The sequence below is a fragment of the Mycobacterium sp. IDUB_5 genome (genome assembly GCF_055419565.1).
Map to the genome: position 1 here is coordinate 329,319 of NZ_JBVAXX010000001.1, position 25,899 is coordinate 355,217.

The window sequence follows — 25,899 nt, forward strand, 5'->3', positions numbered from 1 at the left end:
ACTCAGCGCGGCCAGGGCGCTCACCTTGACCCAGCAACCAGCTCAAGTGACTATTTCCTCAGGAATGCGTAAATGTTCAAAAATTATCTGAGTGAGATCGTATGCGGACACACCAGGACGATGACGCCGTCTTCGCGCTGACGACGGTGGAGCGGGCCGCGTTCGGTGCCGGCTCGCTGGCGACGGCGACCTATGCCGTGGTACCGGGCCTCGTACTGCTCTATTACCTGACCAACGTGGCTGATGTCGCTGCGGCGGTGGCCGGGCTGGTGGTGTTCCTGCCCAGGCTCCTGGATCTCGTCTACAACCCGATCGTCGGGCGCCTGTCTGATGCGACGACGTCGCGGTGGGGGCCGCGCGCACCATGGCTCGTCGCCGGGGCGGTCGCCTTCCCCGTGGGGTTCGTGCTGGTGTTTCATTCACCGTTCACCGGGGTCGGGGCCGCGTGGTGGGTCGGAATCTGCCTCGCGTTGACGGGCGCCGGTTTTTCCGCCTTTGTCGTTCCCTTCGGTGTACTTCCCGCCGAGCTGGGGGCGAGTGCGAAGGAACGCAAGTCGATGACGGCGTGGCGGATGGGCTTCCTCGGCGTGGCGATCCTCGCGGCGGGTGCCGTCGCGCCGCTGCTGACCGCGCTGGACGGCGGCGGCACGCAGGGATACCGCCTGATGGCGGCTGTGATGGCAAGTGTGATGTTCCTGGGTGCGTGCGCCGCTGTGTACAGCGCGCGCCGGCTCCGTCATGGCGCGACGGCTGCAACCGAGGGTTCGGGGTCGCTGCGCGAGGCACTGTCGGCGGCTCGCCACAACGATCGCTTCTCGATCCTCTTCGGTGTGTTCCTTCTGGTCGAGGTGGTCATATCCGCGGCGCTGGCGGGGCTGCCCTACCTGGCAGCACAGTTCCTGGGCGCAGAGGAAGCAATGGCACCGCTGTTCGTCTGTGTGCTGGCGCCACTGCTGGTGACGATGCCGCTGTGGACCCGGGCCGCGCTACGGTTCGGCGACAAGCGTTGCCTGCAGGCCGCTTTGGCGATCTTCGGGGTGGGCGCAATGGCATCGAGTGCGCTGCCGGTGCTCGACGCGCAGAGTAGGTTTCCCCTCGCGTGCGCCGCTTTCGGGGCGGCCGGGATCGGTTTCGCCGGAGCGCAGTTCCTGGTCAACACGATGCTCGCCGACATCTTGGCCGAGGATGGCAACGAGTCGGGCCGACGTCGTGCCGGGATGCTCGTCGGACTGTGGTCTGCCGGCGAGACGGTCGCCGCCGCCGCGGGAGCGGGTGTCTATGGCCTGGCGTTGGCGGTCAGCGGTTTCGTGTCGTCGACCGACGCCGAGGTCGTCAGTCAGCCGCGCAGCGCGCAGTGGGGAATGGTTCTGGGCTTCACGGTCACCGCCGGCGTCTGCATCGTTGCCGCGTCCGCAATGACGGCGCGCCTCACGACTGTTCCGCGCGAGGCTGCCCGCGGCGGCTACCCGCGACGCAGCTGACGCTGCCGGTCTCGGGGGTGGTGCTACGCGTCCGTATCCGTCGCGAGTGCTGCAACAGGGCACACCTGCGCTGCGGCAATGGCCTGCTCGGACAGGTCGCCGGTGAGGGTGTCGGACGTTCGCAGGATGGCGATGCCGTCGTCGTCGAGATCGAAGACGTCGGGGGCTGCGGCCAGGCACTGGCCGTGACCTTCGCACCTCTCGCGGTCGATGAAGACCTTCATCGTTTTCCTCTCCGGGCTGTGCGCACCAGCGATCCCGTCGCGTGACGCTTGCGGTTTTCCTCATTTATGAGGATATCGTCAATACTATTGACTGAGAAATCGGTCGTGTGTGACGATTTCCTCAGAATCTCTACCGAGGAGGTGCAACGTGGCACAAGCAGTCGAGCCGCGCCAAGACGGTCACAAAGACCTGCACAGCGAGAAAGGTGCGCTGCGCGGCGAGCATTCTGGCCGCTCGCGGGACCCGATCATCCGGGTCGCCGACATCGCGTGGCTCGAGTTCGACAAGCCCGATCTCGTTCGCGCGGAGGCGTTCGCGCGGGCGTTCGGATTCGGCATCGCTCTGCGCGATCCGCAAGAACTGCACCTCCGCGGCACGAAAGCCGGTTCACCCTGCGTGATACTGCGCCGCGGGCAACGCACCCGTTTTGCAGGGCTGGCGTTGCGAGCGGCTGACGAGGTCGACGTGCTGCGGTTGGCCGACAAGACGGGCGCTCAGGTGCATCGACTGCCGGAGACGATCGGCGGGGTAGCCGTCCAGTTGACCGACCCGAGCGGGATGGCAGTCAAGGTGGTTGCGGGGATGCTGGACCTGCCCGAGCAACCCGCTCAAGCCACTCAGCTTCTCAACACCGGGCCGCACACCGCGCGAATCAATGCCACGGTACGTCCGCCGCGGGTGCCGACCCGCGTACAGCGGTTGGGCCACGTGGTGTTGCAGTCCACGACCTACCTGAAGACCTTGAACTGGTATCTGGACACGTTCGGGATGATCGTCAGCGACTTCCTGTTCTTCCCCGGTCAGCGAGCACGTGGTCCGGCGATGAGTTTCATCCGGTGCGATCGCGGCGCGACCCCCGCGGATCACCACACTCTCGCCTTGGCGCTGGGGCCGGCCAACCAGTACGTGCATTCGGCGTACGAGGTCAGCGACCTGGATGCACTGGCCGCCGGCGGGGAGTACCTGCGCGAGCGCGGATACTTCCGGTCCTGGGGCATCGGCCGTCACATCCAGGGCAGCCAGCTGTTCGACTACTGGCGCGACCCCGACGGATTCCTCGTCGAGCACTTCGCCGACGGCGACGTGTTCGACAACACGCTCGAACCCGGCTGGGCCCCGTTCACCGCATCCGGGCTTGCGCAGTGGGGCCCACCCGCGACGAAGGACTTCCTCGACGCCAGCCCGCGTGCCGCCCGCCACCAACTCACGTCCATGGTCACCGCGCTGCGCGGGGACAACGAATTCGATCTCAACCGTCTCGTCGGCCTGCTGAAAGTAGCGATCTCATGAGCACTTCCGTCCTGCGTACCTCCGAGGGCTGGTGGGTCCAGACCCCCGCCGGCGCCGCCCGTATCGCCACGTCGGTGACCACCACGGCCGAGTTACTCGCCGACCGCACGGCCATCGACGCGGCTGCCGACGGTGGCGACACCGTGCCCGTCGACGACCTCCAGCTGCTCTCCCCGGTCACCACGCCCTGTCGGGTGATCGCGCAGATGACAAACTTCGAGTCCCACGTCAGAGATTCCGGAATGGACCCGAAGACGGTGCCGCTGACGTTCTTTCGCAAGTCATCTGCCTCGATCACAGGGCCGTTCGCAGAGATCCTGCGTCCCGCGCATGTCCAGCTACTGGACTACGAGGTCGAAATCGGCTTGGTCATCGGTCGCGACGTTCCGGCCGGATCAACGGTGAGCGAGAACGATCTGCCCGGCATCATCGCGGGTCTGACGATCACCAACGACGTGTCCGCTCGCGACATCCAGCTGCCGCAAACCCAGTTCTACGAGGCGAAGTCGTACCCGACGTTCACGCCCGTCGGGCCGGCGCTGGTGCTTCTCGACGCCGCCGAGCTCGCCCGTTTCGGTGATCTGCGATTGCGGTTGTCCGTTGGTGGCGAGGAACGTCAGAACTCCCTCGTCGAGGGCGACATGCTGTATCGGCCCCTGCAGGCGTTGCAGTCCCTGACCCGGTTCCAGGACCTGGCCGCCGGTGACCTGGTGCTCACCGGTACCCCGGCCGGTACCGCGTTGACGGCGCCGCCCAAGCCGATCGAGATGATCGGCAACCTGCTACCGCCTGCGGTCAAGTGGAAGGCGTTCTTCTCCCGGCAGGCCAAGAATCCGAAGTACTTGCAGCACGGTGACGTCGTCGAGGCATCGGTGAGCACCGACGACGGAAAGATCGACCTGGGCACCCAACGACTGTCGGTGCGCCACGCATGACCGCCGAATCACTGTGGCCGACAGCGCAATCACCGGATGATCTGCCCGCCGTCGAGGAGATACCGCTGGAGAGTCGTGGGCTCCCAACGTCGACCTATGACGTCGTCCTGCGCGCCGCGCGGTTGTGGTCCGACCGTATCGCGGTCACCGTCCTGCCGGACGGGACCGACTATCAGAGATTCGCGAGCCGAACGTTCGGGGAGCTCGCTGCCGACGTGACAAAGGCGGCAAAAGCGTTGCGCAGCTTCAGTGTTGAGCGACGCGATGCGGTATTGCTGATCAGCCCCAACTGCGACGAGCTGATCACCGCGACGCTCGCCGCGCAGGCCGCCGGCATCGCCGTACCGATCAACGGGTCGTTGTCGGCCGACCACGTCCTCGAGCTAGCCAGACTCTCTGGTGCGCGCGTGTTGATCACCTCTGCCCCGGAACTCGATCCGACTGGCATCGAACGCGCGGCTGCACTGTCCCACGCGGGCCTGATCGACACCGTGGTCCTGGTGCGCCCGACACTCGCCGACCTCACGTCTGCGCCACCGCCGGAGGTATCAGGCGCCGAGGTGCATTACCTGTCCACGCTGGTCGAATCTCAGGACGCCACGCCGCTGTCGGACGGGCTCGCCGAGCTGGGCGACCTCGCCGCGCTGTTTCACACCGGTGGAACCACCGGCATGCCGAAACTGGCTGCACACACCCACGGCAACGAAGTCGCCGACGCCTGGATGGTGGCCGTCAGCGCTGACCTCCCTGACGATGCCGTGGTTTTCGCGGGCCTGCCGCTGTTTCATGTCAACGCACTGATCGTCACCCTGCTGGCACCGCTGCTGCGTGGCCAACCCGTGGTGTGGGCCGGCCCGCAGGGATATCGCGACGTGGGCCTGTACAAGAACTTCTGGCGGATCGTGGAGCACTACCGGTTGGCGGCGATGAGCGCCGTACCGACCGTCTACGCGGTGTTGTCCCAGATCCCGGTCGACGCCGACATCTCGACGCTGACCTCCGCGGTCTCGGGCGCCTCGGCGCTGCCCGACACCGTGCGTCAGGACTTCCTCGATGCCACTGGGGTCGCCTTGGTGGAGGGCTACGGACTCACCGAAGCCACCTGCGCCAGCGCGCGCAGCTTCGCTGATCATCCTCGGCCCGGATCGGTGGGCCAACGGATGCCCTACCAGCAGGTGAAGGCCGTCGCGGTCAGTGAGGACGGCACCTGGACGGACCTGCCGGCGGGTCAGGTCGGCACGCTGGCCGTCACCGGGCCGACGGTCTTCCCCGGGTACGTCACCGCGCGCACCGAGGACGGTTACGTGCTCGACGGACGCGGTGCGTTGCGCGACGGCTGGCTCGACACCGGTGACCTCGGCGCCGTCGACGGCGACGGTTTCGTCCACCTCGCGGGGAGGGCCAAAGACCTCATCATCCGCGGCGGCCACAACATCGATCCCGCGGTGATCGAAGACGCGTTGCTGGGTCATCCCGACGTGACCGGCGCCGCCGCGGTGGCGCGCCCCGATGCTCATTCCGGTGAAGTTCCCGTCGGGTTCGTGACCGTGCGTCCGGGCTCGGCCGTCACCGGGGATGAGTTGGTCTCGTTCGTCGCCGGGGCGATCAGCGAACGAGCCGCAAAACCTAAGAGTGTCACCATCATCGACGCGATACCCACGACCGATGTCGGTAAGCCCTACAAGGTGCCACTGCGCGCCACGGCTGCCGAGCATGCCCTCACCGAGGCGCTCGCCGAACAACCCGGGGTGGTGCGAGTCGCCGGCCGCGTCGCCGCCGGGGCTCCTGCCGTTTCGATCACTCTCGGCCCGACCGCCGACCGCTCCGCGGTGGAACGGCTGGTGAAGTCGTTCTCGGTGAACTACGAGATCGACGAGCAATGACGGGCACGACGGACGGCGCGACCCCCGAGCACGTCGCCGTGGTCGTCGTCGGCGGCGGCCCCACCGGGATCACCGTCGCCACCCTGCTTGCCCAGTACGGTGTCGACACCATCGTGCTGGACCGATGGGCACAGGTGTATCCGCAGCCGCGTGCGGTCCACCTCGACGACGAGGTCTACCGCATCCTGGCCCGGCTCGGGGTGGCCGAGGAGTTCGCCGGCATCTCCCGCCCAGCCCACGGGCTCCGGCTGGTCGACCGCACCATGGCGGTGCTGGCCGAATTCCGTAGAGACATAGCTCTGACTAGCAACGGTTTTCCCGCCGCCAACATGTTCGATCAGCCTGAGCTCGAAGAGGTGCTCCGGGCGAACCTGGTGCGTCATCCGCGTGCGTGCTTCCGGGGTGACACGGAGGTGCTGGAGGTGGCTGCCGATGCGCGTCCGGTGCGTCTGCGAGTCCGGGACCGGGTGTCCGGTGTGGAGTCGGTGATGACCGCCGACTTCGTGCTCGGGTGCGACGGAGCCAACAGTGTGGTTCGCTCGGCAATCGGTACGCAGATGCGGAACATGAAGTTCGAGCAGCGCTGGCTGGTGATCGACATCGCCACCGACGCAGACCTGCATCAGTGGGAGGGGGTGCACCAGGTCTGCGACAGCGGTCGCGCCGGCACGTACATGAGGATCGGCACCACCCGATATCGCTGGGAGTTCCGGCTTCTCGATCACGAATCAGTGGACGACTACGCAGATCTGGCCGCGGTACGCCCGCTGATCGCGCCGTGGACCCGCGGCGTTCCCGACACCGAGCTACAGGTGATTCGTACCGCGGAGTACACGTTTCGCGCCCAGCTCGCCGACAGATGGCGGCGCGGTAACGTCTTCCTCCTCGGCGATGCCGCCCACCTGACCCCGCCGTTCATCGGCCAGGGCATGGGCGCCGGGCTGCGCGACGCGATGAACCTGGCGTGGAAGATCGCCGGCGTACTCCGCGGTGACCTGTCACTCGCGGTCCTCGACAGCTACGAGGCCGAGCGCCGTCCGCACGCCCGCCACATGATCGGGCTGGCCCTCAACGTCGGACGGGCCATGACCGCCGGGGGTCGCGTCGGCGCCGCCGTGCGGGCCCTCGTGCTGCCGCGATTGCCACTGATACCCGGGCTCCGGTCGAAGGTCACCGATTCGCAGACCCCGGCGTTGCGCTCGTCGGCTCTGGTGCAGCGCACCCTCCGTACCCGTGGCATTGCGGGTCATCTCTGCCCGAATGTGTTGCTGGACAACGGCCTACATCTGGATGATGAGCTCGGCTGCGGCTTTGGGCTGCTCTCCGCTGTGGCGCCGACCCCGGCGCAGCGGGAGATGGCAGCTGCCCGTGGCGCGCGAACGGTGCACGCGGCCCCAGGATCAGAGCTCGCCCGGTGGTTCGCCGATCACCACGTCACGGCGGCAGTGGTCCGTCCCGACCGCACCGTGATGACCGCAACCCGCGACCTGGACACGGCGTGCCGGGCGCTCCCACTGTTCCTCCCGACCCACGCCCACTACGGAGAGGACTGACCACGTGTTCCGTCGCCCCTCGGCGGTGCCGGTCTATCGACCCGACATCTACACGCGCGCCGCCATTCTCGACCCCTACCCGCACTATCGCGCCCTCCGCGAGCTGGGGCCGGTGGTGTGGCTGCCGCGCCAGCGTCTCTACGCCCTACCCCGCTATGCAGAATGCAAGGCCACCCTGCGCGACGACGGCACCTACCTGTCCGGCCACGGCGTCGCGGCCAACCCGCTGATCAATCGGCTCTCCCGCGGCACGACACTCAACAGCGACGGCGCCGAGCACGACCGGCGCCGCAAACTCGTCGCCCACCGGTTGTTGCCGAGGGCACTGCGCGCGCTCGGTGACGACGTCGGGGCTCAGGCCCGGGCCCTCGTCGACGAGGCGGTTCGGCGGGGCACCGTGGACGGCGTCGCCGATCTGGCCACCGCGCTTCCGCTGGCCGTCGTGCCCGATCTGGTGGGATGGCCCCGTGAGGAGCGTGAGCATCTACTCGACTGGGGTGCAGCGACATTCGACATCCTCGGACCGGCCAATGTCCAGGCGCTCAAAGCCCTGCCGCGTAGCCTGCAGATGCTGCGCTTCGCTCGTCGCGTCGTGCGGGAACGCAACGTGCTGCCCGGCAGCATGGCCCACGAACTGCTGACCGCTGTCGATGAAGGCACGCTCAGCGCCGACGAGGTGCCGCCGCTGCTCATCGACTACATCGCGCCGTCGCTCGACACCACGGTCAGCGCCATCTCCAGCGCGCTCTACCTGTTCGCCACCCATCCCGAGCAATGGAAGCTGCTCAGAGAAGAACCGCAGCGGTTGGCCAATGCGGTCAACGAGGTGGTTCGCTTCGAATCGCCGCTGCGTGCCTTCACACGAAAAGCTTTGAGGGAGAGAGAGATCGGTGGGACCAGCATTCCGGCGGGCGCTCGGGTGCTGGTGCTGTACGCCTCGGCCAACCGCGACGAACGCGAATGGAGTGCCCCCGATGCGTTCGACATCCGCAACGACGCCGGACGCCACGTCGGGTTCGGCAACGGCGCGCACGCCTGCGCCGGTCAAGGACTCGCCCGGCTGGAGACCACTGCCATGCTCCAGGCGCTGCTCGACCGCGTGAAGCGCATCGAGCTGGTCGGCGAGCCGACCTGGGCGGTCAACAACATCATCCACCGCCACGAGCACCTCCCGGTGCGGCTCGTCCCCGCCTGAGGGCACCGACGCCAGGGTCCGGCAGACTGGTCGCCGTGACGACCACCAAGTCGGTAGAAGTCGGCGGCACGCGCAGCTTCCTGCCCGCCGTCGAGGGTCTGCGGGCCTGCGCGGCCATCGGCGTCGTCGTCACTCACGTCGCGTTCCAGACCGGCCACACCACCGGGATCACCGGCCGGCTGCTCGGCCGCTTCGACCTGGCGGTCGCCGTGTTCTTCGCGTTGTCGGGGTTCCTGCTGTGGCGCGGTCACGCCGCGGCCGCTCGCGGTCTGAGGAAACGCCCCGCCACCGGCCACTACCTGCGGTCCCGCTTCGTCCGCATCATGCCGGGCTACCTGGTGGCGGTCGTGGTGATCCTCACCTTGCTGCCCGACGCCAAGGCCGACGCCACGGTCTGGCTGTCCAATCTGACTCTGACCCAGATCTATGTGCCGCTGACATTGACCGCCGGGCTGACCCAGATGTGGAGCCTGTCGGTCGAGGTGGCCTTCTACATCGCGCTGCCGTTGCTGGCGCTGCTGGTGCGCCGGGTGCCGGTCCGCGCCCGCATCCCGGTCATCCTCGCCGCCGCCGTCGCCAGCCTGTTCTGGGTGCGTATCCCGTTCGATCCCGACTCCGGACACAACCTGTGGAACTGGCCGCCGGCGTTCTTCTCCTGGTTCGCCGCGGGCATGGTGCTCGCCGAGCTGACCGTCTCTCCCGTCGGCCTCGCCCACCGGGTGGCCCGGAACCGGGTGCTGACGGCCGGTATCGCTGCGGCCGCGTTCCTGGTCGCGGCCTCGCCGCTCGCGGGCCGGGAGGGCCTGCAGTTCGGCACGATCGGCCAGGTCACGATGAAGACCGCGATGGGCGCGATCGTCGCGGGCGCATTGCTCGCGCCGCTGGTTCTCGACCGCCCCGACACTACGCACCGGCTGCTGGGGCATCCGGTCATGGTGACGCTGGGCCGCTGGTCCTACGGGTTGTTCGTGTGGCATCTGGCCGCGCTGGCGATGGTGTTCCCGATGCTGGGCGAGTTCGCGTTCAACGGCCACTTCGTACCGGTGCTGCTGCTGACGGTCGGCTTCGGGTTCGCGATCGCAGCGGTCAGCTATGCCCTGGTCGAATCACCGTGCCGCAACGCGTTGCGCCGCTGGGAGCGCCGCAACGACCCCACGCCGCTCGACCGCTCTGTCGACGATGTCACCGAGCCAGCCGTCGCGAGATGATCTCGTCCCGAACGGCCGACCTGCGCGCCTTGCCCGCATCGTCGCGCAACGGACGGTCGGTGAGCTCGACGGTGCGCGGGATCTTGAAGGGCGCGAGCCGCCCGGCCAGAAACGCCGTGACGTCGTCGGCGGTGAGCCCCGGCGCCTGTACCAGGACGTAGGGCACCTGACCCAGGTCCTCGTCCGGTACGCCGACGGCGAGGCTGGACAGCACCCGAGGATGTTCGGCGAGGGCCGATTCGATCTCGGCGGGGTAGACGTTGCGGCCGCCGACGGTGAACATGTCGACGCGGCGGTCGGTCAGGTAGAGAAAGCCGTCATTGTCGAAATAGCCCAGATCGCCGAGGGACTCCCAGCCGTCACGGCTCTTGGCGGTGCTGCCCACGTAGCGGTAGGTGGGCCGCGATCCCGCGTCGCGCCGCATGTAGATCTCGCCGGGCACCCCGGGCGGGCAGACGTTGCCGTCGTCGTCGAGCACCGTCATCTCACCGGCGACCACGACGCCGACGGAGCCCGGGTGTGTCAGCCACTGCTCGCCGGAGATGAACGTCAGCGCCTGCAGCTCGGTGCCGCCGTAGAGCTCCCAGACCACCTCCGGCCCGAGCAGGTCGATCCAGGCGCGCTTGACCGCCGGCGGGCAGGGCGCCGCGAGATGCCAGAACCGGCGGATCGACGACAGGTCGTAGGCCTCGGGATTCTCCCGGTACACCGGCAGCAGGCGCTGCATGATCGTCGGCACCGTGGTCAGGAACGTCACCCGGTGCTCGGTGACCAGCCGCAGGAAATCGTGCGGATCGAACCGCGGCATCACGACCAGGTGGTGCCCCTGCAGCAGACCCACCGCGAACGTCGTGAACCCGGTGTTGTGGCTCAGCGGCACCGAGATCAGCGACACGTCGCCGTCCTGGGCGCCCAACGGGGTGCCGATCGCCGCGGGGATGCGGCTGTCTCCCCCCGCTTCGATCAGTTTGGGCCGCCCGGTGCTGCCCCCCGAGGCCATCGACTTCCACACCGGTGACACCGCCTCCGGCACGGGCGCATCCGAAAAATCCTGCGCCACAGCAACTGTCGTATCAGGTGTGACTCCGGCCGGGTCTGCGCGCCCGATCAGCACAGCGGGCCGCCGCAGTTCGAGCAGGTCGGCCAACTCGGCATCGGGCAGCCGCGCGGACAGCGGTTGCGGTATCGCGCCCAGCTTCCAGCAGGCCAACACCGCGTAGACCCAGTCCAGCGAGTTGGGCAGCACGATCGTCACGTAATCGCCGACACCCACCCCCAGCGACGCCAGACCCCGTGCCAGGCGGTTCGTGACCGCGTCCAGGTCGGCCCGGGTCACGGTGACGCCGGCGCAGGTGACGGCAGGGGCGTCGGGGCCCCGGACGGCGAGCGCCGAGACCTGGGTGCTGATCGGAGGGACGGGTGAGCTCATGTCAGCCATCCTGCGGGGTGGGCGTTTCGGTACGGCGGGGAATCGCGGAGACGGCGACCGCCACGACGGAGACCAGTGCCGGCAACTGCACCCACGGCGAATGGCCGATGTAGCCGTCGACCGAGCGCCACGGGTACATGCTGAGCACGGCGCCGGCCAGTGTCAGCCCACCGGCGGCCGCGACGACGGTGATGTTGTCACACAGCGCTTCTCGGCGGCGCAGCAGGAAACGCGCGGTGAACGCGGCCGCGGCCACTACCGTGCCGACAGGCCCCGCGATCACCGTCGCGGCCACGGTGGCGGCGACGCCGATGGCGACCAGGCCGGGTGCCCACGTCTGCGCAGGAGCTCTGGGTGCGGTACGCCGTCGCATCGGGACGACGGCCAGCGCGAACAGCAGCGGCAACAGGGCCAGACCACCGACCAGGCCGGCCCGATACGGGGTGTTGGCGGTGAACTCCATCGTCACGGCACCACCAGCGCTCGGCGGCACCAGCCAGCCCTGCTGCCAGCCGTTGACGGTGATGGCGCGCAGCGCCGTGCCGTCCGGGCCGCGGGCCGACCACCCGGGATTGATGCTCTCGGGCACCACCAGCACCCGCTCGCGGTCCGACGGTGCGACGCCGACCTGCCTGCGATCGTTGGCCCACTGCTCGGTGTCGACGGACTGCTCTGCTGCCGAGCGGATCTCACCAGCCTGGGGGGTGTCGAGCGCGACACCGTCGACCACGAGAGCCGCTCCGGGGCTGATCACCAGCTCCTGCTGTCCTGCGGGCAGCGCGATCGGCCCGGAGCGACAGGGTGCAGCGGGGATCGGGGCGCCGTCGAGCAGGGCGCCGACGGTGGTGCGGACCGAGGTCTGGATGAACTGCCCGGCGACGGCGATGATCGGACCCTGGCCGCACCCGAGTGTGATCGTGCGGGTGCGGTTCTCGGCGGCATCCGCCGCGCCGATGGGCCGGCCCCGCGGATCCAGGGCGACCACCTCGGCCAGACCCGGCGGTTTGAGCTGGTCGAAACCCAGTGCAGTGCGGTCGATCACGTCGTGCCAGTCAAGCAGGGAGATCGTGATCGTGTCGGTCACCCGGGTCGCCAGCCGTAGCGTCTCGGTGCCGTCGGTGAGGCGGCGCACCTCGGGTCCGCCGCCCAGGTCGACAGCGATCAGCGTCGGATGCGCGGGCAGCGTCGACTCGCTCGGTGTCACCCGTAGTGACGACACAGGCTGTGCGGACGGCAGTTTGAGTACCAAAGTGGCGGGCGAGCGCGGCTGGGTCACGCGCTGGGGTGCCGTCCATGCGGTGCCGGGATCACCGTCGGTGGCCGCGTAGGCCGAACCCAGCACATCGATCAGGTCGGCGTCGCCGCCGGCGCGGGTGGTGTCGGGCTGGGCGATCAGGTCGGCGAGCTTGGGGCCCTGGCGGGCGCGCACCCACACCGTCGGCGTGACCTCCACGGGGCTCGGCACCGTGAGGGTACGGCTCAGGTTGACCGGCTCCTCGGAAGCCAGCGCCATCGCGGCCGCACACCGCAGGCCGGTGTCACTCGACGCGCAGCCCAGGCGGCCCAGCAGTTCGGTGCCCAGATCCCATTGCGCCACAGTCGAACCGGGCGGCGGACCGGGTACCTCAGCGGTATGGCGCAGGTTCACCGGGTGGGCGAAACCGTTCGCGTCGTACTGCGTGACCGACAGGTCGGTGATGCCGAACTGCACGCCGGGGGAGCCGTCGTCGGTGGCCACCGCGGTGATGCGCACCCACGGCGATTCGCCGTACGGCAGTGCGACGGTGAGCGGTTTGCCCGGCTCGTCGAACCGCACCGTGCTGGTCCCGGTGACCGTGGACACCTCGACCCGGCGGACCTGCGCCCCGAGTGCGGTGGCGCTCGGAGTCAGCGTCAACGTCGCATTGGTGACGGGGTGGTCGAAATCGATCTGCAGCCACTGCCCGATCGCGCTCTGCAAGGAATTGGACACCCAGCTCGTCGACGAGTCGCCGTCGATCGCGGCCGGGGGACCCGACGCCGGTGAGACATTGGGCAGCGCAGTGGAATCCGACGCTGCACTCGACACCGTGATCCGGCCGCCGTCCCACGCACCCTTCACGGGCGTGGCGTCGCGCGACGGATAGTCGGGCACGCGGTTGAAGGTGTTGCGGGCGTCGCCGGGGGCGCGGACCGCCGAGCTGTGATCGTCCACCCGGCCGTAGTCGGTCTCCCGTGCCATCGGGGTGTCGGTGACCGTCACCAGCGGGGCCGTCAGCCCGGCGCGCAGCGCATCCTGGGTGAGCAGGGCAGGGCCGAGCGGGGGCCGGCCGGTCAGGCGGCGGCGTTCGTCGAGACGCAGCAACGATTCCGGTGCGCCGTCGACACGGGGCATGGCGTCGGCGTCGACGACATAGGGCGCCATCGCGTCAGGGGGGCCGGCCACGCGGTAGATCTCCACGGCGGGATAGCGGGGCCGCAGCCCGCTGTCGGTGATGAAGCCCTCCAGCGTGCCCGGGCCCACCGTGTCGCCGAACTCGGCCACCTTGGTCAGGCCCGGCGAGCCGTCGATGGCCCGGTGCACCAGGATCGGGCGCGCCGATCTGCTGTCCTGGTCCAGGTCGTTGCGCACCACCACATACGAAACACCCTGCCGCACAAGGGTGTCGGTGAGCCCGGCGGAGGGCCGGCCCGCGGCGAGGAGCCGCTGCACCGAATCGAGCGCCCGGATGGTCTCCGGCGGGGTCAGCGGGATCGAATCCCGCACCCCCCAAGCACTCTCGCCGAGCACCTGCAGCGGCTCGTCGTGGCTGTTGCCCCACACCTGGGTCGCGAACGGCGCACCCGGGGCGACGAGGACACGTCCCCCGGCATCGTGCTCGTCGAGCCACGCCGCCGTGTCATGCCAGTACTGCGGGATCGCGTCGAACGTCCCCGGCGGCGTCAACCGACCCGTCCACGCCAGCGATGTCGCCGCGACCAACGCAGCCAGCACCACGACTCCGACGGCCACCCGCTTGTCGTCCTCGGGGTGGGCGAACGCGCGCCGCCACACCGGCCGCGGCACGCTGCCCGGCAGCGGGAGCCGGCCCAGCAGGTGCGCGATCCCCAGCGCCAGCGGCAACCGCAGCAACGGCTCGAGTTTGTGCAGGTTGCGCAGCGGGGTGCCGTCGCCGTCGAGAAATGCCTGAACCTGCGCCGCGATCGGCGAACCGAGCCCGCCGGAATAACCGGCAGCCAGCAGCACGACTCCCACCAGCAGCATCGTCACCAGCCGCCCCCGCGCCGGCATGCTCCGCAACGCCAGGCCCGCCAGCCCGCCCGCCGCGACGAGCGTCGTCGCCAGGACGGCGGCCGAGGCGGTCACCAGCGTCGACCCCGCAGTCGCGGTCGGTGCCACATACGGCGTCCAGGCGCCCGTGCCGCGCAGCATCTCGGTCAGTGACATCCACTGTGTCGTCACACCCGACGACTCGATGAAGTCGAGGAACGGCGGGCTGATGCGGCCCAGCTGCAGCAGCGCGACCACCCACCACGCCACCGCAAGGGCCACGCACGGCAGCCACCACGCCACGAAGCGCCGCCATGTCGGCCCCGGTCGGTGGCACGCCAGCCACACCACCGCGCACAGGCACGCCGTCAGCGTCGCGACCGCGTTGACCGCACCCATCAGCGCGATCGCCCCTGCCGAGCGCGCGGCCAGCAGACGGACCCGCGGATCACCCCCTGTCTTTCCCACCCCTGCCGTCCCGCCCTGAAGAGCCATGATGACCGGCAGTAACACCCACGGCGCCAGCATCATCGGCAGCGTCTCCGATGAGATCGCCCCGATCGTCGTCAGCACCCGCGGGGACAGCGTGAAGGCCAGAGCGCCGATCACCCGCGAGGTGGTGGTGCCGATCTGTAGGGCCTCGGCGACGCGCAGCACGCCCCAGAACCCGGCCACCAGCAACATCGCCCACCACAGCCGCTGGGTGATCCACCCGGGCACCCCGAGCAGGTCACCGGCGAGAAAGAACGTGCCGTGCGGGAACAGATAGCCGTACGCCTGGTTCTGCGCCTGACCGAAGGGCAGCTCGCTGTTCCACAGCGTGAACGCGCGCGTCAGGAAGCGCAGCGGATTGGCGGTGAGATCGAGCTTGGTGTCCGGGGAGATCTGGCCGGGGGACTGGGCGAACGTCAGGACCAGTGCCGCCGCGGCGGCCACCCACAACCAGCGCCGCGACAGCGGCAGGGTTGTCGGCTCAGCTACGGTCGCCGTACTCGACCCTGTTGAGCACCGCGGACGCAGGATCGCCCGCTTGCAGAGGGGGCCTGGTGTCCTGCTGGACCATCAGCGTGACCCCGAACACGGCCGCCGCGCCCAACAGCAGGCCGACGACGACGCTGGCCGCCGCAGGTACGAGGAACCGATCCATGGGCCACAAACTAGCACGGGCGACTCTCCAGCTCCGGGGGCACGATGAGCACCGGGCGGTGTCCTCGGCGCCGCACGTGGTCGGCGACGCTGGACTGCACCAGCGCGCGGAAACCCGTGATCGCACGCGTTCCCGTGACGATCAGATCGGCGTCGACCTCGTCGGCCGCCGCGATGATCGTCGCCCACACCGTGGAGGTCTGCGCTGTGCACATCGGTTCGGCGGGCAGACCGGCCGCCGCCGCCAGCGCGACACCGTCGGCGTTGGTGCGCTGCGCCTCGGCCAGTGCCATGTCGATCTCGTCGGCGGCCGGCGGATCGGGTGGCCCGTCCAGGTCATAGGAGACCGGGGGCGAGCCGCGGTCGATCGGCGCCCAGACCGTCAGCACGACCGCACGATCGACGGTCAGGAACCGGCTGGCGTGCTCCACCGCGCGGCGTGCCGTCGGGGACCCGTCGAAGGCGATGAGCACGACGGTCTCCTCGCCTGGCATTCGGTCCTCCTCCTCGCGCCGGTTTCCCCTCAGACTATGGCTGGGGATGCCTTGCAGTTAGGGTCGAGCCCGATGGTTGTTTCGAGAAGCGCACTCAGGACCCTGACCGGAATTCTCGCGACATCGGTGCTGCTGGCCGGATGCGCCTCCTCGGACGCCAACCCGCCCGCCGAGTCGCCGACGGCCTCGACCGTCGCCCAGGCTGCCGGTCCGCAGCCGGGCATCGCGCCCCCGCAGGCCCCGGCGCCCGCATGTGGCGATCCCGCCGCGGCAGTGGCGGCCATGTCGACCCGCGACAAGCTGGCCCAGCTGCTGATGGTCGGGGTGACCGGCGCGGCCGACGCCCGCGCGGTCGTCGACAGCCAGCATGTCGGCGGCATCATGATCGGCAGCTGGACGGACCTGTCGATGCTCTCCGACGGCTCGCTCACCGACATCGCCGCCAACGCGGGGCCGCTGCCGCTGGCGGTCAGCGTGGACGAGGAGGGCGGCCGGGTGTCCCGGCTGGCGAAGCTGATCGGCAGCCAGCCCGCTCCCCGGACACTGGCCGCGACCGACACGCCCGAGCAGGTCTACCAGATCGCGCTCGACCGGGGCCGCCAGATGCGCGGCATGGGCATCACCATCGACTTCGCGCCCGTCGTCGACGTCACCGACGCCCCCGACGACACCGTGATCGGTGACCGCTCCTTCGGCGCCGACCCCGCCACCGTCACCGACTACGCAGGCGCCTACGCCCGCGGGCTGCGCGACGCCGGCCTGCTCCCGGTGCTCAAGCACTTCCCCGGCCACGGGCACGGCTCCGGTGATTCGCACGCCGGCAGCGTGGTCACCCCGCCTCTGGCGGATCTGCAGGCAGGCGACCTCGTGCCCTACCGGACGTTGACGGCGCAGGGACCTGTGGCCGTGATGGTCGGCCACATGGAGGTGCCGGGCCTCACCGGCAGCGAACCCGCCAGCCTCAGCCCTGCTGCCTACGCGCTGCTGCGCTCCGGTGACTACGGCGGCCCGCCGTTCGGCGGCGTGGTGTTCACCGACGATCTGTCCAGCATGAAGGCCATCTCAGACCGGTTCGGCGTCGCCGACGCGGTGCTGCGTTCCCTGCAGGCCGGCGCGGACGTCGCGCTGTGGATCACCACGACCGAGGTGCCCGCGGTGCTGGACCGGCTCGAGAAGGCTGTCGCGGCGGGCGAATTGTCCTCCTCTGCCGTTGACGCGTCGGTGACCCGATTGGCCGCTCTGAAGGGGCCCTCACCGCGCTGCGGCGGCTGATTCGTCAGCCAATGCTTACCCTGTGTTGGTAGGCATGTTGGCTCTCAGACGAGAAAGGCGCGTCATGGCAGGTGGGACCAAGCGCTTGCCTCGCGCCGTCCGCGAGCAGCAGATGCTCGACGCAGCCGTGCAGATCTTCTCGGTGAACGGCTACCACGAGACATCGATGGACGCGATCGCCGCCGAGGCACAGATCAGCAAGCCGATGCTGTACCTGTACTACGGCTCCAAGGAAGAGCTGTTCGCTGCCTGCCTCGACCGTGAGCTGGCCCGGTTCGTCGACGAGGTGCGCGACAAGATCGACTTCGACGACCCACCGAAAGAGCTGCTGCGCAGCGCTGTACTGGCGTTCCTCAAGTACATCGACGAGAACCGTTCGTCCTGGATGGTGCTCTACACCCAGGCTACGAGCTCGCAACGGTTCGCCCACACCGTGCGCGAAGGGCGCGAGCGCATCATCGAACTCGTCGGCCGGTTGCTGCGCTCGGGCACCCGGTTCCCCGGTCCGAACACCGATTTCGACATGATGGCCGTCGCCCTGGTGGGTGCCGGCGAGGCGGTGGCCTCGCGGGTCAGCACCGGGGACGCCGACGTCGATGAGGCCGCGGCACTGATGATCGACCTGTTCTGGCTGGGCCTCAAGGGCGCCCCAGCGCCGTCGGAGGCACCGTCCGACGCGTTCCCCGACGCCGAGGCCGTCTCACAGACCTGAGCCGCTCAGGCCGGTGAGACGGTGCCTGTGAGGTGCGGATGTCCCTTGCTCAGGTGCCGCAGCGTCAACTCCCACCCGTCGCCGTGCCGGTCCACGTACAGCCCGGCCTTGGCGGGCAGCACGACGGGCTTGGCGAACTTGACCGAGTACGTGACCGCATCCGGCAGCTGCCCTTCGATGTTCGCCAAAACGGCTGCCGCGCTCCACATTCCGTGAGCGATGACGGTCGGAAAACCGAACAGCTTGGCTGCGATCGCGTTGGTGTGGATCGGATTGTGGTCACCGCCGACGGACGCGTAGTGCCGGATCTGGCCGGGCGTGACCGACAGCACCGCGTTCGGCGGGCCCAGCTTGGGCTGCTTAGCCGGCGGCGGTTTCGGTTCGTCGGACAGGCTGGTGCGCTGCTGGTGCAGGAACGTGGTGACCTGATGCCAGGCCGTCTCGTTGCCGACCGTGACGTCGGTGATCACGTCGACCAGCAGCCCGCGGCGGTGCTCACGCATGTTCTCGGCATGCACTGCAGCCGAGACGGTGTCGGTCACCGCGATCGGACGGTACTGGGTGATGCGGTTCTCCACGTGCACCGAACCCATGGCGGCGAACGGGAAGTCGAACCCCGTGATCAGCGCCATCACCGTCGGGAACGTCAACGCGAACGGGTAGGTCAGCGGCACCGTGTTCGCGAACCGCAAGCCGGTGGCGCTGGCGTACGCCGCGACGTGCGCCGGATCGATGCTGAGCTCGTCGACCGTGAGCCGGCGCTCGGGCAGGGTGTCCCCGCGCGGGACGAACGGCAGCGCGCCCGCAGCGGCCAGGACCAGGTTGCGCAGCCCCGACGGCTGCTCGCCCTCGCTCACGTCAGGCCCCCAGCAGTGCTTGGCCGCACACGCGAATCGTGTTGCCCGTCACGGCATTCGACGCCGGGCTCGCGAAGTAGGCGATGGCTTCGGCGACGTCGACGGGCTGACCACCCTGGAACAGGGAGTTGAGCCGGCGCCCCACCTCGCGGGTGGCCAGCGGGATCGCGTCCGTCATCTTGGTCTCGATGAAGCCGGGAGCGATCGCATTGATCGTGATGTTCTTCTCGCCGAACTGCGGGGCCAGTGCGTCAGTCAGCCCGATCATGCCGGCCTTGGTCGCGGCGTAGTTGGTCTGCCCGCGGTTGCCCGCGATGCCGGCCATCGAGGAGAGCCCGACGATACGGCCGCCGTCGCCGATCGTCCCGTTGCCCACCAGGCCCTCGGCCAGGCGAAGCGGGGCAAGCAGATTCACCGCGATCACGGAGTCCCAGCGGCTCTCGTCCATGTTGGCCAGCAGCTTGTCGCGGGTGATGCCGGCGTTGTTGACGAGGATGTCCAGCGTGCCGCCGTAGTGCTGCGTGACGTGCTCGGTGATGCGGTCCACGGCGTCGGCGGCGGTCACGTCGAGCGTCAGCGCGGTGCCGCCGATCTTGGTGGCCAGCTCGGCAAGCGGCTCGGCAGCTCCTTCGATGTCCACCGCGATCACCTTGGCCCCGTCGCGGGCGAACACCTCGGCGATCGTCGCGCCGATTCCGCGGGCGGCGCCGGTGACCACGGCGACCTTCCCGTCGAGCGGCTTGTCCCAGTCCGCGGGCGGGGTGGCGTCTGCCGCACCGACCCGGAACACCTGCGCGTCCACGTAGGCCGACTTCGCCGACAGCAGGAAGCGCAGCGTCGACTCCAGGCCGGTGGCTGCCGGCTTCGCGTCGGGGTGCAGGTAGACCAGGCCGATGGTGGCGCCGTTGCGGAGCTCCTTGCCCAGCGAGCGGGTGAACCCCTCGAGCGCGCGCTGGCAGGTGCGCTCGTGGACGTCGCTGATCTCCTCGGGGGTGGTGCCGATGACGACCACCCGGCCCGAGTGGCCGAGGTTGCGCAGCAACGGGGTGAAGAACTCGTAGAGCGCCTTGAGGCCTTCCGGCTGGGTGATGCCGGTGGCGTCGAACACCAGACCGCCGAACTTGTCCGCCCAGCGACCGCCGAGGTTGTTCACCACCAGGTCGTAGTCCTCGGCCAGGGCGGCCCGCAGCGGCTCGACCACGCGGCCTTCACCGCCGATCAGCAGCGAGCCCGCCAGCGGCGGTTCGCCGGCCTTGTAGCGGCGCAGCGGTTCGGGCTGCGGTACGCCCAGCTGCTTGGCCAGGAAGGATCCCGGTCCGGAGTTGACGACTTGGGAGAGGAGATCGGTAGCCACGGCGCTGCCTTTCGAGAATCCGGGTACATGACTGTGGACGGTGGTGGGGTTACCCAGCACTGTCGTATCCATCACGAACTTACTCCAGAGTAAGAACGGTGGGTAGTATGACCCTCGACACCAACCACCCTCGCGACGCCGGGAGGCAGACGTGGCCGACAAGACAACCCGACGGGTAGCCATCCTCGGAGGCAACCGGATACCGTTCGCGCGCTCGGACGGCGCGTACGCGAACGCGTCCAACCAGGACATGTTCACCGCCGTCCTGGACGGGCTGGCCGAACGCTTCGACCTGAAGGGCGAGGCCCTGGACGCGGTGATCGGCGGCGCCGTGCTCAAGCACAGCCGCGACTTCAATCTCATGCGCGAATGCGTGCTGGGTAGCTCGCTGTCCTCCTACACGCCGGCGTTCGACCTGCAGCAGGCCTGCGGCACCGGTCTGCAGGCCGCCATCGCGGCCGCCGACGGCGTCGCCGCGGGCCGCTACGAGGTCGCCGCCGCGGGCGGGGTGGACACCGCGTCTGACGCCCCGATCGCGCTCGGCGACGACCTGCGCGGGGTGCTGCTGAGCCTGCGCCGGGCCAAGTCCAACGTCGACCGACTCAAGCTGGTGGGCAAGCTGCCCGCGGCGCTCGGCATCGAGATCCCCGTCAACAGCGAGCCGCGTACCGGCATGTCGATGGGCGAGCACGCCGCGGTGACGGCCAAGGAGATGGGCGTCAAGCGCGTCGACCAGGACGAACTGGCTGCCGCGAGCCATCGCAACATGGCCGCCGCCTACGACCGCGGCTTCTTCGACGATCTGGTCAGCCCGTTCCTCGGGCTCTACCGCGACAACAACCTGCGGCCCGACTCGTCGCCGGAGAAGCTCGCCAAGCTCAAGCCGGTGTTCGGCGTACGCAACGGCGACGCGACGATGACCGCGGGCAACTCGACCCCGCTGACCGACGGTGCATCCGTGGCGCTGTTCGCCTCCGAGGAGTGGGCGGCCGCACGGTCCATCCCGGTGCTGGCCTACTTCGTCGACGGCCAGACCGCCGCGGTGGACTACGTCAACGGCCGCGACGGGCTGCTGATGGCACCGACGTACGCGGTGCCGCGGCTGCTGGCCCGCAACGGCCTGACGCTGCAGGACTTCGACTTCTACGAGATCCACGAGGCGTTCGCGTCGGTGGTGCTGGCCACGCTGGCGGCCTGGGAGTCCGAGGAGTACTGCAAGGAGCGCCTCGGCCTCGATGCCGCGCTCGGCTCGATCGACCGGTCGAAGTTGAACGTCAACGGCTCGTCGCTGGCGGCCGGGCACCCGTTCGCAGCAACCGGCGGGCGCATCGTGGCGCAGCTGGCCAAGCAGCTCAACGAGAAGAAGAAGGAGACGGGTCAGCCGGTCCGTGGCCTGATCTCGGTGTGCGCAGCGGGCGGCCAGGGCGTCACCGCAATCCTCGAGGCCTAGCTTCCACTACGCCCAAACCAACGTTTGGGCGGGAAAGTGCGAGACGAGGTCGCCTTTTCGTCGATCTCGGCGCTAGAGACCATCGAGCCATTCGGTGATCGCGGCGACGGCGTCGCGGAAGAAAATCCGGTAGGACCGGTCGGCCACGTAGCCGATGTGCGGCGTGGCCGTCACGGTCGCCATCGTGCGCAACGGGTGCGCCGCGGGCAGCGGCTCGGTGTCGAAAACGTCGAGACCGGCACCGGCGATGGCACCCGAGGTCAGGGCATCGACCAGCGCGGCCTCGTCGACGATCGGTCCGCGCGACGTGTTGATCAGCAGCGCAGTCGGCTTCATCGCGGCCAGTTCCGCGGCGCCGATCAGCCCGCGAGACCGTTCGCTCAGCCTCAGATGCACGGTCAGCACGTCGGCGGTGGCGAAGAACTCCTCGCGCGGCAGGTAGCGCGCTCCTGCCGCGCTCGCAGCCACGGGGGTGAGGTTCTCACTCCACGCCACCACGTCCATGCCGAAGGCCGCCCCGATGCGGGCGACCCGCGACCCGATCCGCCCGAGGCCGAGCACGCCCAGCACCCGGCGATCCAGTTCGAGGCCGACCGTCGTCTGCCACCCGCCATCGGCGATCGACCGGCTCTCGGCGATTAGGTGCCGTGACGCCGCCAGGATCAGCGCCCAGGTGAGTTCGACCGTCGATGCCACGCTGCCGCCGGTACCGCTGACGTGAATGCCCAGCTCCTGGGCGGCCGCCATGTCGATCGACGCATTGGTGGGACCGGTCGATGCGATCATCTTCAGCCGGGGCAAGTGCTCGAGGACCGTGCGCGGCAGCGGTGTGCGTTCGCGCATCACGAAGATCACGTCGAATGGCGCGAGCCTGGCCACCAGATCGTCCTCGTCGGACACATGGTCAGAGAACGTGGTGACGTCGGCGCGCGCGGTGACCGGTGACCAGTCGGCCGAGGTCAGCGCGACGCCCTGGTAATCGTCCAGGACGGCGATCCGGATCCGCGGGCTGCTCATCCTGCGACGATATGCCCGACGGGACCGGGGGAACTCGTACCGATCGGAGCCGCGCCGAAACAGGCGAAAAGTTTTTCCGCGACGCTGTAACGCCTCGGCGGGGGTCGTCGATACACCTGATAGCTCCGTGTTGCCGTCTGACCCCCCGACCCGACGGCAACACGGGGCTCTTACATTTTGAGCATGCAGATCAGCATGTTCGGACAGCTCTCCGGCCTCGCCGGCGGTTCGCCCATCGACGCCACCATCGCCTACCTCACGCAGCTGCGCGACGAGGGCTTCGGCCGCGTCTGGATGAGCCAGCTGCCCCACGAGCCCGACCTCCTGACCGTCCTGGCCATCGCGCTGCGCGAGGTCGACACGATCGAGGCGGCCAGCGGCGTCATCCCGATCCAGAACCAACACCCCATGCACATGGCGCAGGCCGCGCTGACCGTCAGCCTCGCCTCCCAGGGCCGGTTCGTGCTCGGCCTCGGCATGACCCACGCCGCCGTGACGGAGGGAATGTGGGGCATCCCGTGGGACAAGCCGGTGCGACGGCTCAACGAGTACCTGGACGGGTTGCTACCTCTGCTGGCCGGCGAACAGGCCGCCGCCTCCGGTGAGACGGTGACGACGCGCGGGGCGCTGGTGGTGCCCGGAGCGCCGCGCCCCGACGTGTACATCGCCGCACTGGGGCCGCAGATGCTGCGGTTGGCGGGGCGACGGACGTCGGGCACGTGTACGTGGATGACGGGACCGGCGACGCTGAGCGGGCACGTCAGCCCGTCGCTGCGGCAGGCCGCCGCGGATGCGGGCCGCCCGGAGGATGCGGTGCGCGTCGTCGCGGCGCTGCCGATCGCGGTGACCGACGATCCCGACGCGTTGCGCGCGGAGGCCGCCGAACAGTTCGCGATCTACGGCACGCTGCCGTCGTATCGGGCGATGCTCGATCGCGAGGGGTATGCCGGGCCGCAGGACGCGGCGATCATCGGCGACGAGGCGACGGTGCGTGACCGGCTCGCCGACCTCGGGTCGGCGGGTGTCGACGAGTTCGTCGCCGCTGTCTTCGCGGCCGATCCGGAGGTGCGGGACCGCACCCGGGCCTTCCTCCGCTCACTGGGCTGAGTTCTTCCCGCGACCAGACGCGAACTCACGCCGACACGCCGCGACAACATGCGAGTTCGCGTCTGTCCCCTACTTCGTGGGGGCCCCACGCCCAGGCAACGCAAGACGCCCCCGGGAAGAGTCCGGGGGCGTCTCGTGGATGAGGCGGTCTAGAAGGCCGCTTCGTCCAGCTCCATGACCTCGTTGTCGAGGTTGTCGAGGATCGCGCGGGTGCTGGTCAGCATCGGCAGCATGTTCTTCGCGAAGAACGACGCGACAGCGAGCTTGCCCTCGTAGAAGGCCCGCTCGTCACCGGTCGCGCCGGCGTCGAGCTTCTCGATCGCCACCGCGGCCTGGCGCTGCAGCAGCCAGCCGAGCATCAGGTCGCCGACGCTCATCAGGAAGCGCACCGAGCCGAGGCCCACCTTGTAGATGCTCGCGGCATCGTCCTGCGCGGCCATCAGGTAGCCGGTCAGCGTGGCGGCCATGCCCTGCACGTCCTCCAGCGCGGTCGCCAGCAGCGCACGCTCGGACTTCAGCCGCCCGTTGCCGGTCTCGGACTTCACGAACTGCTCGATCTGGCCGGCCACGTGCGCCAGCGCCACACCCTTGTCGCGGACGATCTTGCGGAAGAAGAAGTCCTGCGCCTGGATGGCGGTGGTGCCCTCGTACAGCGAGTCGATCTTGGCGTCGCGGATGTACTGCTCGATCGGGTAGTCCTGCAGGAAGCCCGATCCGCCGAACGTCTGCAGCGACTCGGTCAGCTTCGCGTAGGCCTGCTCCGAGCCGACACCCTTGACGATCGGGAGCATCAGGTCGTTGACCTTGACGGCCAGTTCCGGCTCGATGCCGTGAATGGCCTTGGCCACCTCGGCGTCCTGGTGCGTGGCGGTGAACAGGTACAGCGCGCGCAGACCCTCGGCGTAGGCCTTCTGGGTCATCAGCGAGCGACGCACGTCCGGGTGGTGCGTGATGGTCACGCGCGGCGCGGTCTTGTCGGTCATCTGGGTCAGGTCGGCACCCTGCACGCGCGACTTGGCGTACTCCAGCGCGTTCAGGTAGCCGGTCGACAGCGTGGCAATAGCCTTGGTGCCCACCATCATTCGGGCCTGCTCGATCACGTCGAACATCTGCGCGATGCCGTCGTGTACCTCGCCGACGAGCCAACCGACGGCGGGGGTGCCGTGCTGGCCGAGCGAGAGCTCACAGGTGGCCGAGACCTTCAGGCCCATCTTGTGCTCGACGTTGGTGACGAAGACGCCGTTGCGCTCGCCGGGCTCACCGGTCTCGGGATCGAAGTGGAACTTCGGCACGAAGAACAGCGACAGACCCTTGGTACCCGGGCCTGCACCCTCGGGGCGTGCCAGCACCAGATGCATGATGTTCTCGAACAGGTCGTCCGAATCGGCCGAGGTGATGAAACGCTTCACGCCGTCGATGTGCCACGTGCCATCGGGCTGCTGGACGGCCTTGGTGCGGCCTGCGCCCACATCGGAGCCCGCGTCGGGCTCGGTCAGCACCATGGTGGAGCCCCAGCCACGCTCGGCGGCGATCATGGCCCACTTCTTCTGCTCTTCGGTGCCGAGGTGGTAGAAGATGTCGGCGAATCCGGCGCCCATCGCGTACATGTAGACGGCCGGGTTGGCGCCGAGGATGTGCTCCTGCAGGGCCCACGACAGCGCGCTGGGCATCGGCGTTCCGCCGAGCTCCTCGCTGACGGACAGCTTGTCCCAGCCACCCTCGACGACGGCGCGGACGGATTTCTTGAACGCCTCGGGCAGCGTCACCGTGTGGGTCTTCGGATCGAAGACGGGCGGGTTGCGGTCACCCTCTTCGAAGGACGCCGCGACGGGGCCCTCCGCGAGCCGGGCGATCTCGCCCAGCATGTCGACGGCGGTCTCGACGTCGAGGTCGGCATACGAACCCTGACCCAACGCCTTGTCGACCCCGAGAACCTCGAACAGGTTGAACACCTGGTCGCGAACATTGCTCTTGTAGTGGCTCACTTTTCCTCCTCGTCGAGAACGCCACATGCGGTTGGGTACTCACAGCAAGTTACCCA

The 25,899-nt window shown here is 69.0% G+C and carries 20 protein-coding genes; 11 read left to right on the plus strand and 9 right to left on the minus strand.

Features of this window, described 5'->3' with window-relative positions; genetic code table 11:
• Positions 1-101 precede the first annotated feature (101 nt).
• A complete protein-coding gene (locus ACZY1G_RS01655) occupies positions 102-1,481 on the plus strand; it encodes an MFS transporter (RefSeq protein ID WP_463821426.1) in 1,380 nt (459 codons plus the stop codon).
• A gap of 23 nt (positions 1,482-1,504) precedes the next feature.
• On the opposite strand, the gene ACZY1G_RS01660 is transcribed toward ACZY1G_RS01655, so the two are convergent.
• On the minus strand, positions 1,505-1,705 hold the full coding sequence (locus ACZY1G_RS01660) for a ferredoxin (protein WP_463813295.1): 201 nt from the start codon (positions 1,703-1,705) through the stop codon (positions 1,505-1,507).
• A 148-nt stretch (positions 1,706-1,853) separates the two neighbouring features.
• Between ACZY1G_RS01660 and ACZY1G_RS01665 the strand changes: the two genes are divergently transcribed.
• Genes ACZY1G_RS01665 through ACZY1G_RS01690 form a run of 6 tightly spaced genes read left to right on the plus strand, consistent with a single transcriptional unit; the run spans position 1,854 to position 9,770 of the window.
• The gene (locus tag ACZY1G_RS01665; RefSeq protein WP_463813296.1) at positions 1,854-2,996 is read left to right on the plus strand and encodes a VOC family protein; all 1,143 of its coding nucleotides are present in this window, start codon (positions 1,854-1,856) and stop codon (positions 2,994-2,996) included.
• A complete protein-coding gene (locus tag ACZY1G_RS01670; RefSeq protein WP_463813298.1) occupies positions 2,993-3,931 on the plus strand; it encodes a fumarylacetoacetate hydrolase family protein in 939 nt (312 codons plus the stop codon). Before ACZY1G_RS01665 ends, ACZY1G_RS01670 begins: the two co-directional genes overlap by 4 nt.
• Positions 3,928-5,814, plus strand: a complete 1,887-nt coding sequence (locus tag ACZY1G_RS01675) for an acyl-CoA synthetase (protein WP_463821427.1) — start codon at positions 3,928-3,930, stop codon at positions 5,812-5,814. Before ACZY1G_RS01670 ends, ACZY1G_RS01675 begins: the two co-directional genes overlap by 4 nt.
• Positions 5,811-7,367, plus strand: a complete 1,557-nt coding sequence (gene mhpA / locus ACZY1G_RS01680) for a bifunctional 3-(3-hydroxy-phenyl)propionate/3-hydroxycinnamic acid hydroxylase MhpA (protein WP_463813301.1) — start codon at positions 5,811-5,813, stop codon at positions 7,365-7,367. The genes ACZY1G_RS01675 and mhpA overlap by 4 nt, the downstream gene beginning before the upstream one ends.
• Before the next feature lie 4 nt (positions 7,368-7,371).
• On the plus strand, positions 7,372-8,562 hold the full coding sequence (locus ACZY1G_RS01685) for a cytochrome P450 (protein ID WP_463821428.1): 1,191 nt from the start codon (positions 7,372-7,374) through the stop codon (positions 8,560-8,562).
• Positions 8,563-8,597: 35 nt separating this feature from the next.
• Entirely contained in the window at positions 8,598-9,770 is a 1,173-nt protein-coding gene (locus ACZY1G_RS01690) for an acyltransferase family protein (protein ID WP_463821429.1), read from the plus strand.
• Here ACZY1G_RS01690 and ACZY1G_RS01695 read toward each other — a convergent pair.
• From ACZY1G_RS01695 to ACZY1G_RS01710, 4 genes are read right to left on the minus strand one after another with little or no spacing between them, the layout of a single operon-like run.
• Entirely contained in the window at positions 9,745-11,199 is a 1,455-nt protein-coding gene (locus tag ACZY1G_RS01695) for an AMP-binding protein (RefSeq protein WP_463821430.1), read from the minus strand. The two genes, ACZY1G_RS01690 and ACZY1G_RS01695, sit on opposite strands and share 26 nt — an antisense overlap.
• A 1-nt stretch (position 11,200) precedes the next feature.
• Complete coding sequence (locus tag ACZY1G_RS01700) at positions 11,201-15,406, minus strand: alpha-(1->3)-arabinofuranosyltransferase (protein ID WP_463821774.1); 4,206 nt, start codon at positions 15,404-15,406, stop codon at positions 11,201-11,203.
• Between the two features lie 16 nt (positions 15,407-15,422).
• Positions 15,423-15,596, minus strand: coding sequence for a DUF2613 domain-containing protein (locus tag ACZY1G_RS01705; RefSeq protein WP_463813305.1), 174 nt, complete (start codon positions 15,594-15,596; stop codon positions 15,423-15,425).
• A gap of 10 nt (positions 15,597-15,606) precedes the next feature.
• Positions 15,607-16,089 carry a universal stress protein gene (locus ACZY1G_RS01710; RefSeq protein WP_463821431.1) on the minus strand — a complete coding sequence of 161 codons (483 nt, stop codon included), beginning with the start codon at positions 16,087-16,089 and terminating at the stop codon, positions 15,607-15,609.
• 72 nt (positions 16,090-16,161) lie between these two features.
• On the opposite strand from ACZY1G_RS01710, the gene ACZY1G_RS01715 reads away from it, so the two are divergent.
• Both ACZY1G_RS01715 and ACZY1G_RS01720 read left to right on the plus strand, forming a co-directional pair.
• The gene (locus ACZY1G_RS01715; protein WP_463821432.1) at positions 16,162-17,361 is read left to right on the plus strand and encodes a glycoside hydrolase family 3 N-terminal domain-containing protein; all 1,200 of its coding nucleotides are present in this window, start codon (positions 16,162-16,164) and stop codon (positions 17,359-17,361) included.
• Positions 17,362-17,425: 64 nt separating this feature from the next.
• Complete coding sequence (locus ACZY1G_RS01720) at positions 17,426-18,073, plus strand: TetR/AcrR family transcriptional regulator (RefSeq protein ID WP_463813308.1); 648 nt, start codon at positions 17,426-17,428, stop codon at positions 18,071-18,073.
• 5 nt (positions 18,074-18,078) lie between these two features.
• Here ACZY1G_RS01720 and ACZY1G_RS01725 read toward each other — a convergent pair whose 3' ends face one another.
• Positions 18,079-18,930, minus strand: coding sequence for a MaoC/PaaZ C-terminal domain-containing protein (locus ACZY1G_RS01725; protein ID WP_463821433.1), 852 nt, complete (start codon positions 18,928-18,930; stop codon positions 18,079-18,081).
• Between the two features lies 1 nt (position 18,931).
• Positions 18,932-20,284, minus strand: a complete 1,353-nt coding sequence (locus ACZY1G_RS01730; RefSeq protein WP_463821434.1) for a 3-oxoacyl-ACP reductase — start codon at positions 20,282-20,284, stop codon at positions 18,932-18,934.
• Positions 20,285-20,435: 151 nt separating this feature from the next.
• Here ACZY1G_RS01730 and ACZY1G_RS01735 point away from each other — a divergent pair, with 151 nt between their 5' ends.
• The gene (locus ACZY1G_RS01735) at positions 20,436-21,734 is read left to right on the plus strand and encodes an acetyl-CoA C-acetyltransferase (RefSeq protein WP_463813311.1); all 1,299 of its coding nucleotides are present in this window, start codon (positions 20,436-20,438) and stop codon (positions 21,732-21,734) included.
• A 72-nt stretch (positions 21,735-21,806) separates the two neighbouring features.
• Here the strand turns inward: ACZY1G_RS01735 and ACZY1G_RS01740 are convergent, their stop codons facing one another.
• Positions 21,807-22,751 (minus strand): D-2-hydroxyacid dehydrogenase family protein, encoded by a 945-nt coding sequence (locus ACZY1G_RS01740; RefSeq protein ID WP_463821435.1) that lies wholly within the window; start codon positions 22,749-22,751, stop codon positions 21,807-21,809.
• A 183-nt stretch (positions 22,752-22,934) separates the two neighbouring features.
• Here ACZY1G_RS01740 and ACZY1G_RS01745 point away from each other — a divergent pair, with 183 nt between their 5' ends.
• On the plus strand, positions 22,935-23,858 hold the full coding sequence (locus ACZY1G_RS01745) for a TIGR03564 family F420-dependent LLM class oxidoreductase (protein WP_463813313.1): 924 nt from the start codon (positions 22,935-22,937) through the stop codon (positions 23,856-23,858).
• A 149-nt stretch (positions 23,859-24,007) separates the two neighbouring features.
• Here ACZY1G_RS01745 and ACZY1G_RS01750 read toward each other — a convergent pair whose 3' ends face one another.
• Positions 24,008-25,843, minus strand: a complete 1,836-nt coding sequence (locus ACZY1G_RS01750) for an acyl-CoA dehydrogenase (protein ID WP_463813315.1) — start codon at positions 25,841-25,843, stop codon at positions 24,008-24,010.
• Positions 25,844-25,899: the final 56 nt, after the last annotated feature.